The sequence below is a fragment of the Streptomyces sp. NA04227 genome, assembly GCF_013364195.1.
GTDB lineage: Bacteria > Actinomycetota > Actinomycetes > Streptomycetales > Streptomycetaceae > Streptomyces.
The window spans coordinates 4,534,820-4,549,214 of record NZ_CP054918.1; the positions used below are offsets into that span (position 1 = coordinate 4,534,820).

Genomic DNA, 14,395 nt, shown 5'->3' on the forward strand with positions numbered 1-14,395 from the left:
TCTTTTTCGGAGGCGAGGGATTGCCCGGGCCCTGGGCCGAACTCTCTTGATGTGCGTGCCGCTTCGGCGCGCGGGCTCCGTGCCCCTTCGACACACCGTTCCGCCCCGAGCGCCCCACCGTGCGCCGCGGCGACCACCGACTGCCTCCATCGCCAGGAAGGACCGCGCCACCATGGCTTCTGACGTCCGCGTCACCGCGCCGCCGCCCGAGGGGGGCGCCGCGGGGTCAGCGCCGGATCCCGCGCTGCTGCCCTGGCTGACCGCGATCCGCGACCTGGTGCCGATGCCGGACGAGTACCGCAGGCTGCGGGTGGGCCGGGACGAGGCGCGCGCCCTGCTCGGCTGCAAGGACGAACTGCTCGACAGGCTCGCCGAGAACGGCCTGGCCCACGAGGGCTCCGGCGCCGGACTCCGCTTCGACTACCACGACTTGGCGAACGTGGCCCTGTACTCGGGCGCCACCGCCAGCGTGCCGCTCGCCGGTCAGCGGATGATGCTCCGGTTCGCCTCCGGCACCCCCGACACCTGGACCCCGCCGCGCCACTGGACGCTGGACTGGCGGCTGCGCTGTCGCGACGCCGCCTGCCCGGGCGGTAGTTGGCGGATCGCGCTGCCCACGCCCGAGGTCTTCGGCGGCAGCCTGGACGTACTGGACTGCGAGCAGCCCGCCGTGCGCGAGGACGGTCACCTCCTGGTGGAGAACGCCTCCTCGCTGCGTCTGACCGGCAAGGTCACCACCTCCGGGTGGCGCAGCAAGCTGCTCTCGGCCGACGCGCGGCGCCACTTCGAGGACCTGGTGGGGGAGTTGCGGGACGGCCCGTACCGCTTCCAGTGGATGCACCCGAGGCTGCGCACCGACGAGGCCGGGACCAAGCGGCTCGGGATCATGGACTGCACGGTCTGCTCGCTGGAACTCCAGCGCCGCGCGGAGGCGAACGGGCTCACCACCCGTACCCGGCGCGGCCGCTACCTGGGTGTGCTCGACGCCGAGCACGCCTGGTGCGAAGTCCTGGACGAGGACGGGCGGTTCAAGCCCGTCGACCCGGTCTTCGCGGTCCTCTCCGAGCGGCACCGGCCGCCGCACGAGGAATTCACCGACTTCTGCGCCGGCTCCGTCCCGAGCCGGTTCCTGCCCTGGTCCGTGCCGGCCGGCGAGCCGCTTGCCGTGCACGACTGCCCCGTCTCCAACGGGGCCTGGGACAACACCTTCAGCGGCACCACAGCGAAAGGCAACGCATGAGCACCGTACGGGAAATGCTCGTCGAACTGACCGGCATGACCGAGTTCGGCGGCGGTGAGATCGCCGACGACGCCAACCTCAGCGCGAGCGGCGTCGACTCGGGCGACCTGGTCCGCCTCGTCCTGCTCATCGAGGAGCGCACCGGCGTGGAGGTCACCGCCGAGGACATGGACGACCTGTCCTCCATCTCCGACTACGAGCGCCTGATCGCCGACCGCCGGGCCGCAGAGGGAGCCGCCTGATGTGGCTCAGCCAGGTCCTGCACCGCAACCGGCAGTGCTTCGGTGACCGTACGGCGCTGATCGACGCCGAACGCTCGGTCACCTGGGCCGAGTTGGACGACCGGACCACCCGGCTCGCCCAGGGGCTCGCCGCGCTCGGTGTCGCCAAGGGCGACCGGGTCGCGGTCCTGTCCCTGGACCGTATCGAGGTCCTGGAGTCGTACTTCGCGCTCGCCAAGCTCGGCGCGCTGTTCGTGCCGCTGAACCACAGCCTCACGGCGAGCGAGGTCACCGGCATGGTCCGGCGCACCGGCGTCGGCGTGATCCTCGGTGAGTCCGCGCTGCTCGACCGTCACCCCGAACTGCCGGTACGGCTGCGCCTCGCGGTGGACGGGCCCCGGTACGCGGAGCTCACCGCGCCCCGCGCCGAGGGCGAAGAGGGCACCGACGAGGAGCTCTTCGAGCTGCCCGACGTCGCCGACAGCGACCTCGCCGCGATCCTGCACACCTCGGCAACCACCGGGCGGGCCAAGGGCGTTACGGTCGATTACGACTCGTTCCGCGGTATCTCGCTGGGCTGGCTGGCCTCGGCCCGGCCGACCGACGACATGGTGCTCGTCAACTGCTGCCCGCTCTACCACGGCAGCATGACGATCACGCTGACGTACATGGCGGCGGGCGCCACCGTCGTGGTGATGCCGGGCTTCACACCGCAGCGCGCGCTCGCGGCGATCGAGAAGCACCGCGCCACGCACGTCTGGCTGGTCCCGCAGATGCTGCGCTTCCTGCTCCAGAGCAAGGGCTTGGCGAGCACCGAACTCGGCTCCGTACGCGAGGTGATGTACGGGGCGGCGCCGATGCCCGTCGAGGTGTACGCGGAGGCCGTCGAGCGGCTCGACTGCGGCTTCCGGCAGGTCTACGGCATGACCGAGGTGGGCGGCCCGTTCGTCACCCTCGGCCCCGACGACCACCCCGCCGGCGGCATCGACGCACCGCTGCCCGCGGGCCGGGTCATCCCCGGTATGTCGGTACGGGTGCTCGACGACGAGGGCACCCAACTCCCGGACGGCTCCGTCGGCGAGATCACCGTGCGCGGCCCGGGCCTGATGCGCGGCTACTGGAACAACCCGGCCGCCACCGAGGAGATCACCGCCGACGGCTGGATCCGCACCGGCGACCTCGGCTACCTCGACGAGACGGGCCTGATCCACCTCGTCGACCGGCGCAAGGACCTGATCCTGCGCGCCGGGCAGAACGTCTACCCCGCCGAGATCGAGCGCGCGCTGCTCACCCACCCGCTGGTGCGCGACGCCGCGGTGATCGGCGTCCCGGACGCGGACTACGGCGAGGTGCCGCTCGCGTACGTCGTCACCGGACCCGACGGGACCGGGGACCAGGCCGCCGACGAGGCGCCGGCCGTCACCCGCGCCGAGCTGACGGCCCACCTCGCCGCACGCCTCGCGCCCTACAAACGCCCCCGGCACCTGGAGTTCATCGACCAGGTACCCCGCAGCCCCGCCGGAAAGATCCTCAAGAAGCTGCTGCGCGCCTAGGACCCAAGGCCGTGTCCACCTCTAGGCCGGAAGGAAGGCCATGACCAGCGCACCGACGCTCGACCTGCGCTACACCGCGGAGACCACGCTCCGCGTCTCGGACGACACCGAGCTCTACTACGAGATCCAGGGCGACGAGGGACCGCACCTCACCCTGATCAACAACTTCTTCATCATCGCGCCGATGTGGCGCAACTTCACCGCCGAACTGGCCAAGCGCAACCGGGTCCTGACCTACGACCTGCGCAACCAGGGCGCGTCCACGGTCTGCCAGGACATGAACTGGGACGACCACGTCGAGGACCTGAAGCTGCTGCTCGACGGCCTCGGTATCGAGCGCACCCATCTGCTCGGCACCTCGGCCTCCGGCTTCATCGCCCGTGACTTCGCGGCCCGTTACCCCGAGCGCGTGGACGGCCTGATCCTGACCGGCCCGTCCTGCGCACCCTCGGACGGCATCCGCCGCCGGGCCACCGAGCGCGCCTGCATCAACTCCCTGGAGCTGGGCGGCACCAAGGCGCTGTGGGACCACCTGTACTCGGTGGTCTTCAGCGAGGCGGCGATGCGCGAGATGGGCGCGGCCGGATACCTCGGCCTGCGCTCGGCGTTCACCGCCATCCACCCGCCCGGCCCGATGCTCACCAACCTCAAGTGCGCCACGCAGGTCACCGACGGTCCCGAACTCCTCGCCGCCGTCAAGCAGCCCACCCTGCTGCTGCTCGGCGACAAGGACGAGATGTGGAACGAGCAGCTCGGTGCGGAGGCCGGACGCCTCATCGAGGACTGCGAGGTCGAGTGGATGCACGACGTCGGCCACCTCCCGTACATGGAGGACGGCGACGGCTTCCAGGCCAGGGTCCAGCGCTTCCTCGACTCGCTGGCCGCACGCGACGCGGCGGTGGCGCCGCAGACCGGTGAGGTCCCGGACCCGGCCGCCGGCCCGGCCGCCGAGGCCGCCGCTCCGGGTGCCGCTGCGGTGGCCGCCGCTGCCGGGGACGACGACGAGCCGCTGATCGCCGCGCTCTGCGCGCTGCTGCGCGAGGTGGTCGCCGACCGTGCCGACCTGCCCGAGACCGGCCTCGCCGACACCGAGCTGAACACCATCGGCCTGGAGTCGTGGGCGTTCACCATGCTGCTCACCCGGATCGAGGAAGAGCTGTCCGTCGAGTGGGACATGGACGTGCCCACCGACGTCTTCGAGAGCCTTCGCAGCATCGCGGACCACCTGCGCGCCCACCACAACCCGACGCTTCCCACCACCTCCCAGGAGTCCGCACAGTGACCGCCACCCACGCTCCCGCCGCACACGTCATCACCGGCGCGACCGGCTTCGTCGGCGGCGCCTTCGCGCTCGAACTGCTCCAGCAGACCGCCGACCGCCTGGTGTGCCTGGTCCGCGGCGAGGACGACCGGGCCGCGACCCGCCGTCTGCACGACGCGCTCGGGCACGCCGCCGAGATGTACGGCGTGCCCGACCTGCTGCCCTCGATCCTGGAGCGCACCCGCGCCGTCGCCGGGGACATGACGGACGAGGCGCTGCCCGAGTACGCCGAGCGCTTCCGCGCCGCCGCGGGCGACGCCGAGTTCGGCACCTTCTGGCACGTCGCCGCCTCCCTCAAGTACGAGGACCGGCACGCCGACGAGATCAACCTGATGAACGTCAGCGGCACGCGCAACGTCCTCGCGCTCGCCAAGACCCTTGGTCAGCCGGTGTTCAACCACGTCAGCACCGCGTACGTGGCGGGCAAGCGCACCGGCCTGCAGTACGAGGAGTTCCCCGGCGACACCGACTCGGCCAACAACGTCTACGAGTTCACCAAGACCATCGGCGAGCAGGAGGTCGCGAACTCCGGTCTGCCCTGGCGGGTGCTGCGCCCGTCGATCGTCATCGGCCACGCGAAGACCGGCGCCGCCACCAGCTTCACCGGCATGTACGGCTTCGTCTCCTCCGTACTGCGCTTCCGCCGCGCGGTGGAGAAGGAGTTCGGCAACCTGCTCCAGCACCGGCAGGTGCCGATCATCGCCGACCCGGAGATCGAGTGCGACCTGGTCCCCGTCGACCTGGTGGCGCGCAACGCGGTCACCATCGGCCGCGAGGGCGCGCTGAGCACCGTCTACCACCTCAACAACGCGGGTTCGCCGAAGGTCGGCGAGGTCATCGAGGAGGTCTTCGAGCTCGCCGGGCTGCGCGCGCCGCGCTTCGTCGCCGACCGGGGGCTGCTCACCGAGATCGACCTGAAGCTCGACGAGGGCATCCAGTTCTACGCCTCGTACATGATCAACGGGAAGCACTTCGACCAGAAGAACACCGAGTCCGTCTGCGGCGAGGGCAGCCAGCGCTTCGACGTGGACCGCGCCGAGGTCCGCCGCTTCGTGCAGTGGTACCTGGAGCGCATCCAGTCCGACGGCCGCGCCTCGGCCCCGGCCCGCGCCGCCTTCGCGTACCAGGACGGGCGCCAGCCCGCCGCGAGCACGCAGGGCTAGTACCGAAAAGCGCCAACCCGGCGGGCGGCGTTCGCCCTTCGTGACCCGGGACGACACCCGACATCCGATGTCCGCTGACGTCCGAGGTCCCGTTCCCGCGAACGCCGCCCCGCCCGGGGCCAGTTGAGCCCCATCCCGGTCGGCTCCCGGCCCGCCTTCGCACCGACGGCGCCCCCCACCGCCTTCGGCGCGCCGGGCACCGGCACCCGTACACCGCCGTACGCACGCCGCGCATGCCGCCCGCCGACCTCATCGCCCGAGACGCCGCACCGTCTCCCGTCCTCCCGGAGGAGACCGCACATGTCCCTGCCCGACGACCTGCCGAAGCCGGGGAAGCTGTTCACGCTGGGTCTGATCACCCAGCAGGCCGCGCAGAAGTTCCCCGACTCGCTGTTCTACCTCGACCGGCCCTTCGACGTCGCACCCGAGCTGGGCCTGCGGCCGACCTACGCGCAGGTCGCCGAGCTCGTCGAGGACCTGGCCGCCCGGCTGTACGCCGCGGGCGTGCGCCCCGGTCACACCGTGGCCGTGTACAAGAGCCACAACGCCGACATCCTCTTCCTGGCTTGCGCCATCGGCCGGGTGGGCGCGGTTCCCGCCATGCTCGCGCCGTTCCTGGAGTGGCCGACCGTGGTGAAGATGATGGGCCGGCTGAAGCCGGACCACTTCCTCACCGACCCGGCCACCCTCGCGCTCGCCGGGGACAACCTCGCGGCCCTGCGCGCCAGCGCCCCGGCCGTCCTGCTCACCCACGGCGAGGGCGAAGGGCTGCCCTCGGTCGCCGCCACCGTGCCCGGCCAGGCGCCCCCGTACCCGGACATCCCCGAGGACGCGCCCGCGCTGATCACGCACACCTCCGGCACCACCGGTGTGCCCAAGCTGGTGGCCGCCGCCAGGCGCGGCACGCAGCTGCCCATCAACACCCAGGCCAAGATGGCCAAGCTGCTGCGCTACCGCGAGACCTTCGCCATGTGCATCTCCTTCGTGCACGCCCGCACCTACGCGGCCCTCGCCACCGCCATGCAGCTCGGCATCGGCATCGCGCCGCTGTCGGACCCGGACCCGGCCAGCGTCGGCAAGGTGCTCACCGAGGCCCGCCCCGGCTGTGTCGAGGCGCACCCCAACATGTACCTGCACTGGGAGGAACTGGCGGGCATCCCGGACGGCCCCTTCGAGCGGGTGCGCATCTTCATGAGCACCTTCGACGCCATCCACCCGCGCAGCATCCGTACCCTGCTCGGCGCGAGCAAGCGGCGCTCCCCGCTGTTCATCCAGACCTACGGGCAGACCGAGACCGGCCCGGTCACCATGCGGATCTACACCCGCCGCAACATCGACAAGGCCGACGGCCGCTGCGTCGGCTTCGTCTTCCCCGGCATGACCAAGGCTCGTATCCGGCCCCGCCCGCAGGACCAGGGCACCCGCAACGGCTACATCCAGGCCCGGTCCTCCGGTGTCGCGCTCACCTACGTCGGCCAGCAGGAGCTGTACGACGAGCGCTGCGAGGCGGGCGACTGGTGGAACCTCCAGGACATCGGTTACAAGACCCGCTGGGGCTGTGTGCACCTGATGGACCGCGAGTTCGACCAGGCGGACGGACTCGACAGCCTGCTCGCCGCCGAGGACACGCTGATCGAGGCGCTGCCGGAGCTGACCGAGGCCGTCTTCGTCCGGGTCGGCGAGACCGTACGTCCCGTGGTGACCACCCGTCAGGACCGGCCGCTGGACCGCGCCGCCTGGCAGGCCGCCGTCGCCGACCTGCCCGGGCTGGCGGAGCCGATCCACGTCGCCTGGAAGTACATCCCGCACACCGCGACCTGGAAGGTGAAGCGCAACGTCCTCGCCGCCGGTCTGACCGACGGTTCGATACCGGCGCTGGACGGGGTGCGGAGCTGAGATGACCACCCATCCGCTGCCCGTTCCACTGCCCCGGGAGTGGACCACCGGCGCGGGCGTGCGCGTCGAGCGCACCCGTACCGCCGTCGACGGCGAGTCCGCCCTGCGCGAGCTCGAACACGCCCTCGACACCCGCAGGGGCGCCGTCCTGCGCTCCGACTACGAGTCCCCCGACCGCTACCGCCGCCACGCCGTCGGCTACACCGACCCGCCGGTCGAGATCGTGCTGCGCGGGCTGCGCACGGTCGAGGTCCGTGCGCTCAACGCCCGCGGCGAGGTGCTGCTGCCGGTGCTGCGCACGGCGGCCCAGCGGACGCTTCGTGAGATCCGCGAGCTCCAAGTCACCGACGAGGGCGGCGAGTTCGGCGGCCCCGGCTTCGCCGGAGAGGTCCGGGCCACGCCGGGCCAGGACCTCTTCAGCGAGGAGGACCGGTCACGGCGGCCGGGCGCCTTCGACTTCGTGCGTGCCGTGCGCGACGCGCTGTCCGGCCCGGCCGGGGACTTCCTCGGCCTGTACGGCGCCTTCGGCTACGACCTGGTGCTCGCCTTCGACCCGGTACCGCTGCACCAGAGCGGCCGCTCGGCGGCCCACCGCGATCTGGTGCTGCACCTGCCGGACGAGGTGATCGTCACCGACCCGGCGGCGGGCACCGCCTGGCGGCACAGCTACGAGTTCACCGCCGAGGGCCGCAGCACCCACGGCCTGCCCCGGAACACACCCGCCGAGCCATTTCGCACCGGAGCACAGGCGGCCGACGGGGACCACGCGCCCGGCGAGTACGCCACGCTGGTCCGCGCCGCCCGCGAACGCTTCCGCGCGGGCGACCTGTTCGAGGTGGTCACCAGCCGTACCTTCGACCGCCCCGTCACCTGCCCGCCCTCGGAGCTGTTCCGGGCCCTGTGCGAGCGCAACCCGTCCCCGTACCAGATGCTCGTCAACCTCGGTGAGGGCGAGCATCTGGTGGGCACCTCGCCGGAGATGTTCGTACGGGTGCACGCGCGGGCCACCGCCGACGGCACCGGCTGGCGGGTGGAGTCGGCGCCGATCAGCGGCACCGTGGCCCGTGGCCGGGACGCCCTGGAGGACGCCGAACAGGTCAAGGCGCTGCTCGCCTCCGAGAAGGAGGAGGCGGAGCTGACCATGTGCACCGACGTGGACCGCAACGACAAGTCGCGGGTCTGCGAGCCGGGCACCGTCCGCGTCATCGGCCGCCGCCAGCTGGAGATGTACTCGACGCTGATCCACACCGTCGACCACGTCGAGGGTGTGCTGCGGCCCGAACGCGACGCGCTGGACGCCTTCCTCAGCCATATGTGGGCGGTGACCGTCACGGGTGCGCCCAAGCACGCGGCGGTCGCCTTCCTGGAGGAGCACGAGCGCTCCCCGCGCCGCTGGTACGGCGGTGCCGTGGGCCGGATCGGCTTCGACGGCACCCTGGACACCGGCCTCACCCTGCGCACGGTCCATCTGCACGACGGCCGCGCCCGGGTGCGCACCGGCGCGACGCTGCTCTACGACTCGGTGCCCGAGGCGGAGGAGCAGGAGACCGAGCTGAAGGCGAAGGCGCTCCTGGAGGTGCTCGACGCCCTGGCCTCCGGTTCCGGGGCCGCTGCGAGCGCCACGGCAACTCCGCGTGCGGCGAAGGCAGTTGGGGACGCGGGCGATGCGGCGTACCGCCCCCGCGTGCTGCTCGTGGACCACCAGGACTCCTTCGTGCACACCCTGGCCGGGTACTTCCGGCAGGCGGGCGCCCGGGTCTCCACGTACCGCAGCGGTTTCGACAAGTCCCTTGTCGCGGACATCGATCCGGACCTGATCGTGCTCTCGCCCGGCCCCGGCCGCCCCGAGGACCACGACACCGCGGGGACCCTGCGGATCGCCGAGGACCACGGGATCCCGGTGTTCGGGGTCTGCCTCGGTATGCAGGCCCTGGTCGAGTACCTGGGCGGGCGCCTCGCGGTGCTCGACCGTCCGTACCACGGCAAGCCCTCGGAGGTCTCGGTGGTGGACGGCGGCGGCGCACTGCTGCGCGGACTGCCGCCGCGCTTCACCGCCGGGCGCTACCACTCCCTGTACGCCGACGCCGCGAGCCTGCCGCCCGGCCTGCGGGTGACCGCCCGCTGCCCGGATGGTGTGGCCATGGCCGTCGAGCACGAGACCCGTGCGCTTGCCGGTGTGCAGTTCCATCCCGAATCCCTGATGACGCAGTTCGACGATCACGGACAGCGGCTGATCGGCAATGTCCTGGCGCGACTCGCACGGCGGCCGGAGCCCGTCGGCGGCGTGCCCCGCGCGTGAGAAAGGTTTTGACGAGCAATGACTGACACCGCTGAGCAGATCCGCCGGACCTGGCAGGCCCCGGGCGAGCTGCACCCCGACGACCGCCGCGAGTTCGGCGCGATGCTGCGCTACTGCCTCGACGGCACCGACGAGACCCGGATCGACCTGGACACCGTTCCCCGTATCGAGTTCGGCGCCGTGGACGCCGCCGACGCCGACCGCGTCGAACGGCTCCTCGGCGAGGCGTTCAAGCGCTTCGCGGGCGCGCCCGGGCAGCGCCCCGACCGCACCCGCCTGGACAACTGGGACCTGAAGGCCGAGCCCGCGGCGCCCACCGCCACCGGGCCGCTCGGCACCACCCCCGCCGACGGCCGTATCGGCCCGGGCCTGTTCGTCAGCGGCCCGCGCAACGCGCTGCTCATCCGCTCCCTGGAGCGGCTGCTCGGCAAGATCGCCGCCCGGCTCGGCGCCGACGAGTACACGGTGCCCGCGCTGCTGCCCTGGACCACCCTGGAGAAGGCCGGCTACACCGGCAACTTCCCGCAGCACATCACCGCCGCCGGTGTGGTCCGCCCCGACCTCGACGCCCTCGACCGCTTCGGCAAGGCCACCGATGTGGCGGGCCGCGCCGCCGAGTTGGAGTACACCCCGGTCGCGCTCGCGCCCGCCGTCTGCATGGGGCTCTTCGAGCGTTTCCAGGGCGCGCGGCTGACCGAGCCGCTCACCGTCACCGCGACCGGCCAGTGCAGCCGTTACGAGGGCAAGGCCACCGCCGACACCTCGCCGACCCGCCGCTGGTCGTTCAGCATGCGCGAGATCGTCTACGTCGGCGACCGGCCGGGCGCCCGCGCCTTCCACGGCCAGGTCCTCGCGGAACTGCTCGCCCTCGCCGAGAACCTCGGCCTGCCCTGCAAGGTGCAGCCCGCCTCGGACCCGTTCTTCACCTCGGCCCGTCCGCAGATGGCCCAGTACCAGGCGGCCATGGACGTCAAGTACGAGCTGGTCGGACGGATGGCGCACGACGGCTCGGGCGTCGCCGTCTCCTCGCTCAACTACCACAACCAGCACTTCGGCAAGGGCTTCGACATCGCCTTCGACGGCCGCCCCGGCTTCTCCGTCTGCTGGGCCTTCGGCCTGGAGCGCTGGGCGGAATGGCTCGGCGGCTACCTCGGCGACAACCCGGCCGACTGGCCGGTGCAGTTGCGGGAGCAGGTCTGATCCGCAGCGGACTGGCGGGGCCCGGTGGTACGGCCAGTGCTGCGGGCCTCGGCGGCAAGGCCCGTACTGCGGGTCCCGGCGATGCGGCCAGTGCCGTGCCGCCGAAGGCGCCGCTCGACGACGGGGCCGGGGTGGTGCGGGCGTTGCTCGCGCTGCGGCCCGTCGTCGAGGCCGCCCCGCTCGTAGTCGAGGCCGTCCCGCCCGGTGAGGGCGGGGCCCGGTTCGCGCTGGGTCTCGCCACGGTGGGCGAGCCGGGCCTCGGCCCGGTGGGCCCGGCCGAGCAGCGGGTGTGCGCCGGTCGACTGCCGCGCAGGGCACAGGAGTTCGTCGCGGGCCGGGGTGCGCTGCGGCGGGCTCTGGCCCGGGCGTCCGGACTGCCCGGTGGCGCGGACGCGGAGATCTCGTACGCGGACGCGGAGATCCCGTACGAGGCGGACGGCGTCCGGCCCCGGCTGCCGGACGGGTGGGTGGGCTCGCTCAGCCACTCCGGCGGGGTGGCCGTGGCACTGGCGGCTCCGGCCGCGCACTGCGCCGGGCTGGGGGTGGATCTGGAGCGCTCTCCGCTGCCGCTCGCGGCGCGGCGGGTGGTGCTGACGAGGGACGAACAGGGCTTTCTGGACGGCGAGTTCGGGGAGTTCGGGGAGTACGGCGAGTTCGGGGAGTACGGGGAGCACGGCGGTGCCGCCGAGTCCTGCGGGTCCGGGGAGGCCGCAGGGCTCGGCGACTTCGGCGACGTGGGCGGCCTCGGCGGCCTCGGTGGTACGGAAACCGGCGTCCCCGAACGCCGCCTCTGGGTGCTGTTCTCCGCGAAGGAGTCCGCGTACAAGGCGCTGTACGGACTGGTGGAGCCGTCCCAGCGGCCCACGACTCTGCTCGGTGTCGGCATCCGGCCGGTCCCGGGCGGCTTCGCCGCCTGGGCGCGCCGGGCGCCGGAGCGGGTGCTGCACGTCCACGCCCGATGGGCCCAGGGAGCGGTGCTCACCTGGACCGGTGCGGCCACCAAATGCCGCCCGGGCAGGGCCTGTTGAGGCACCCCGCCCGGGCGGATTCGATCAGCGCCGGACCATCCGGCGGTGGGTCGGGCTCAGCGCCGCGCCTGCGGGCGGCGCACCCGGATCAGCGCCATGCCTCCTGGAAATTGCGCCGGGCGCGGTGCAGCCGGGAGCGTACGGTGCCGATCGGCAGGGACAGTACGCGTGCCGTCTCCTGCTCCTGGAGTCCGTAGACCGCGCGCAGGGTCAGGATGTCCCGCTGGTGCGAGGGCAGGCGTTCCAGTACGTCGGCGATGGCGACCCGTACCGAGGGGTCGGCCGCGGACGGCTGGTCGGTGAGTTCGGACGTCACGGTCTGTCCCGCGCGGCGTGCGACCCGGGCCGCCTCGCGCATCGTCACGGCGCGCACCCAGCCGTAGAACGCGGCCGGTTCGCGCAGGGTGTGCAGTCCCCGGTAGACGGCGAGCAGTGCTTCCTGGACCGCCTCGGGCCGGTGACCGGCGTCCACCGAGGAGCACAGGCGCCGTACGAACGGTGTGATGTGGAGCAGCAGGTCGTTCACCGCGCGCCGGTCTCCGGCCTGGGCGGTGAGGATCAGCTTGTCGACTGGTGGTGCAGCGTCCATCTGGTCAATCCCCCGTCATGCTTACGACTCGTAATGCAAATGAATTTCTGGGGGGAATGAGAAGTTCCAGAGATCGCCGGAATCAGCGACTCCACCGCATCCAATCCCCCGTGCCGCCAAGCCTAGTGACGCGGATTCAGGGAACCGGCAATTCGAGCTGGCTGGCTCCCGCCATGGCAAACCCTCGCCATCTCGGCATGTGGACGGTCTGCCGTGCGAATGCGGAGGCCCCGCCGGGATTGTTACAACATACCTACAACCGGCGTGATCTGACTCTCACTTACTCGTCCCACCTGGGACTGTGTCCTAGAGTGACCACCCACGCGACGGGAGCGCTGCACAGTACAAAGCTCATTCACCGGGGGATCGCTCTGTGGGGAACAGTGAAAAGGGCCCGGATGTTCGGGTGTCCGAGGCCTCGCGCCTCGCTGTGTATATGGAGTTGCGCGAACGCGGGGATTCCGATCCGGATGAGCTCTCCGAGAGTTTCGGACTTTCGCGTTCCGAGGCCCGGGCGACCTGGGCCTCCCTGCGCCGCCTCGGATTGGTGAACTGGCCCAGCGAGGAGGGCGATCGCGTCGTTCCGGTGGATCCGGAATTCGCTCTGATGCGCATGCTGAGGCGGCAGCAGGACATGGCGCGGCGCAGCCTGGAGGAGTCCCGGCTGATGCACGAGGCGATGGAGTCGCTCCTCGAGGTCTACCTCCCGGCGACCGGCACCGCGAAGTCCGCCGTCGAGGTCACCGCGGTGAGCACCGTCGAGGAGATGGTGCAGGCGCTGTACGACGTCACCGACTCGGCGCGCTCCAGCATGTGCACCGTCTACGCGGAGAACACGCTGCCTGTCCGGCTGCGCCGCAGGCTCGGCCCGCTGCGGCAGCGGATGTTCGACCGGGGCATCCACATCCGTTCCATCCGGCACCGCCGCGACACCGCCTCGCCCGGCTCGTTCGACACCTTCGGCCGTCTGGTGAAGGCGGGTGTGGATCTGCGGCTCGCCTCGGTCATCCCGCTCAACATGGTGATCATCGACTCGGACTTCGCGGTGCTGCCCGCGGCCGAGGGCGAGCCCCGCAACACCCAACTCACCGTGCGCGGCGCGCCGTTGGTGTCCGCGTTCTCGGCGGTCTTCGAGCACACCTGGCGCGAGGCGGCCCCGTTCACCCCCGAGGGCGAGAGCGCCGCGCCCGGTCTCTCCGACGAACACCGCACCCTGGTGCAGCTGCTGGCCGACGGAATGAAGGACGAGGCCATCGCGCGCACCCTCGGCGTCTCGCCGCGCACCGCCAGCAGGCTGATCGCGGACCTGATGCAGCGCCTCGGTGCCACCAGCCGTTTCGCGGCGGGCGCCCGCGCCGCCCAGTACGGGCTGCTCAGCTCCACCCGCTCCCGGCACCTCTCCTCGGTCCCGGAGCAGCCCGAACCGGCGCCCGCGGTCGGCGGCTGCTGAAGACGAGGCGGCCCGGCCCACCGAATGTCCGGTGGGCCGCCTGTCCTGACCGGGGGTAACAAATAATTCAGGCCGCGTGCTTCGGTGAATCGGCCAATTCCCTTGTGAGTGACCGGAGTCACGCCGTCCCGGCACCCTTTGTGAAACCGTCCTGCCGACCTTTTTCTTTGTCCGGTCGCACCGCGCTCCCGAAGGTCACCGCAAAACCCGCCGAGGGAAGTCCTGTGACCGTCGACACAAGCGGCCGTGTGAATCCCGGCACATCCGATGCCGAATTGTGGTCGTCATGTAAAAACGGCAAGACCAACTTGTATCGACGCCCTCACCGCTTGGCAAAGTTGGCTGGTTGGGTGGCCGCCGGATCGCCAACACGGCCAGGTCGGAGGGGTGTTGGCGGGGTTCGGACCAGGCGGTCGGAGTTCCCGGGCGAGAAGT

Annotated in this window: 11 protein-coding genes; 10 read left to right on the top strand and 1 reads right to left on the bottom strand. The window is 71.7% G+C overall.

The features are described from left to right. Window positions 1-172 precede the first annotated feature (172 nt). The 9 genes from HUT18_RS19295 to HUT18_RS19335 all read left to right on the top strand — a co-directional run bounded on the left by HUT18_RS19295 (window position 173) and on the right by HUT18_RS19335 (window position 11,921). Window positions 173-1,240 (top strand): hypothetical protein, encoded by a 1,068-nt coding sequence (locus tag HUT18_RS19295; protein WP_176101862.1) that lies wholly within the window; start codon window positions 173-175, stop codon window positions 1,238-1,240. Beyond that, a complete protein-coding gene (locus tag HUT18_RS19300) occupies window positions 1,237-1,482 on the top strand; it encodes an acyl carrier protein (protein ID WP_176101863.1) in 246 nt (81 codons plus the stop codon). The genes HUT18_RS19295 and HUT18_RS19300 overlap by 4 nt, the downstream gene beginning before the upstream one ends. Beyond that, window positions 1,482-3,014, top strand: a complete 1,533-nt coding sequence (locus tag HUT18_RS19305) for a class I adenylate-forming enzyme family protein (protein ID WP_176101864.1) — start codon at window positions 1,482-1,484, stop codon at window positions 3,012-3,014. The genes HUT18_RS19300 and HUT18_RS19305 overlap by 1 nt, the downstream gene beginning before the upstream one ends. A 40-nt stretch (window positions 3,015-3,054) precedes the next feature. Next, window positions 3,055-4,296: an alpha/beta fold hydrolase gene (locus HUT18_RS19310; RefSeq protein ID WP_176101865.1), complete on the top strand. Its 1,242-nt coding sequence runs from the start codon at window positions 3,055-3,057 to the stop codon at window positions 4,294-4,296. Then, window positions 4,293-5,498: an SDR family oxidoreductase gene (locus HUT18_RS19315; RefSeq protein WP_176101866.1), complete on the top strand. Its 1,206-nt coding sequence runs from the start codon at window positions 4,293-4,295 to the stop codon at window positions 5,496-5,498. The genes HUT18_RS19310 and HUT18_RS19315 overlap by 4 nt, the downstream gene beginning before the upstream one ends. 300 nt (window positions 5,499-5,798) lie before the next feature. Continuing rightward, window positions 5,799-7,394, top strand: a complete 1,596-nt coding sequence (locus HUT18_RS19320) for a class I adenylate-forming enzyme family protein (protein WP_176101867.1) — start codon at window positions 5,799-5,801, stop codon at window positions 7,392-7,394. Between the two features lies 1 nt (window position 7,395). Next, window positions 7,396-9,693: an anthranilate synthase component I gene (locus HUT18_RS19325; protein ID WP_176101868.1), complete on the top strand. Its 2,298-nt coding sequence runs from the start codon at window positions 7,396-7,398 to the stop codon at window positions 9,691-9,693. An 18-nt stretch (window positions 9,694-9,711) separates the two neighbouring features. Then, entirely contained in the window at window positions 9,712-10,893 is a 1,182-nt protein-coding gene (locus HUT18_RS19330) for a hypothetical protein (protein ID WP_176101869.1), read from the top strand. Between the two features lie 95 nt (window positions 10,894-10,988). Beyond that, on the top strand, window positions 10,989-11,921 hold the full coding sequence (locus HUT18_RS19335; protein WP_176101870.1) for a hypothetical protein: 933 nt from the start codon (window positions 10,989-10,991) through the stop codon (window positions 11,919-11,921). 88 nt (window positions 11,922-12,009) lie between these two features. Here the strand turns inward: HUT18_RS19335 and HUT18_RS19340 are convergent, their stop codons facing one another. Next, window positions 12,010-12,510, bottom strand: coding sequence for an RNA polymerase sigma factor (locus HUT18_RS19340; RefSeq protein WP_176101871.1), 501 nt, complete (start codon window positions 12,508-12,510; stop codon window positions 12,010-12,012). 607 nt (window positions 12,511-13,117) lie between these two features. Between HUT18_RS19340 and HUT18_RS19345 the strand changes: the two genes are divergently transcribed. Further along, window positions 13,118-13,960, top strand: a complete 843-nt coding sequence (locus HUT18_RS19345; protein ID WP_176101872.1) for a helix-turn-helix transcriptional regulator — start codon at window positions 13,118-13,120, stop codon at window positions 13,958-13,960. Window positions 13,961-14,395: the final 435 nt, after the last annotated feature.

Coding starts and splice junctions, on each gene's coding strand:
- HUT18_RS19300 (WP_176101863.1), top strand. CDS start 1,237: ATGAGCACCGTACGGGAAATGCTCGTCGAACTGACCGGCATGACCGAG.
- HUT18_RS19320 (WP_176101867.1), top strand. CDS start 5,799: ATGTCCCTGCCCGACGACCTGCCGAAGCCGGGGAAGCTGTTCACGCTG.
- HUT18_RS19295 (WP_176101862.1), top strand. CDS start 173: ATGGCTTCTGACGTCCGCGTCACCGCGCCGCCGCCCGAGGGGGGCGCC.
- HUT18_RS19310 (WP_176101865.1), top strand. CDS start 3,055: ATGACCAGCGCACCGACGCTCGACCTGCGCTACACCGCGGAGACCACG.
- HUT18_RS19330 (WP_176101869.1), top strand. CDS start 9,712: ATGACTGACACCGCTGAGCAGATCCGCCGGACCTGGCAGGCCCCGGGC.
- HUT18_RS19340 (WP_176101871.1), bottom strand. CDS start 12,510: ATGGACGCTGCACCACCAGTCGACAAGCTGATCCTCACCGCCCAGGCC.
- HUT18_RS19325 (WP_176101868.1), top strand. CDS start 7,396: ATGACCACCCATCCGCTGCCCGTTCCACTGCCCCGGGAGTGGACCACC.
- HUT18_RS19305 (WP_176101864.1), top strand. CDS start 1,482: ATGTGGCTCAGCCAGGTCCTGCACCGCAACCGGCAGTGCTTCGGTGAC.
- HUT18_RS19345 (WP_176101872.1), top strand. CDS start 13,118: ATGCGCATGCTGAGGCGGCAGCAGGACATGGCGCGGCGCAGCCTGGAG.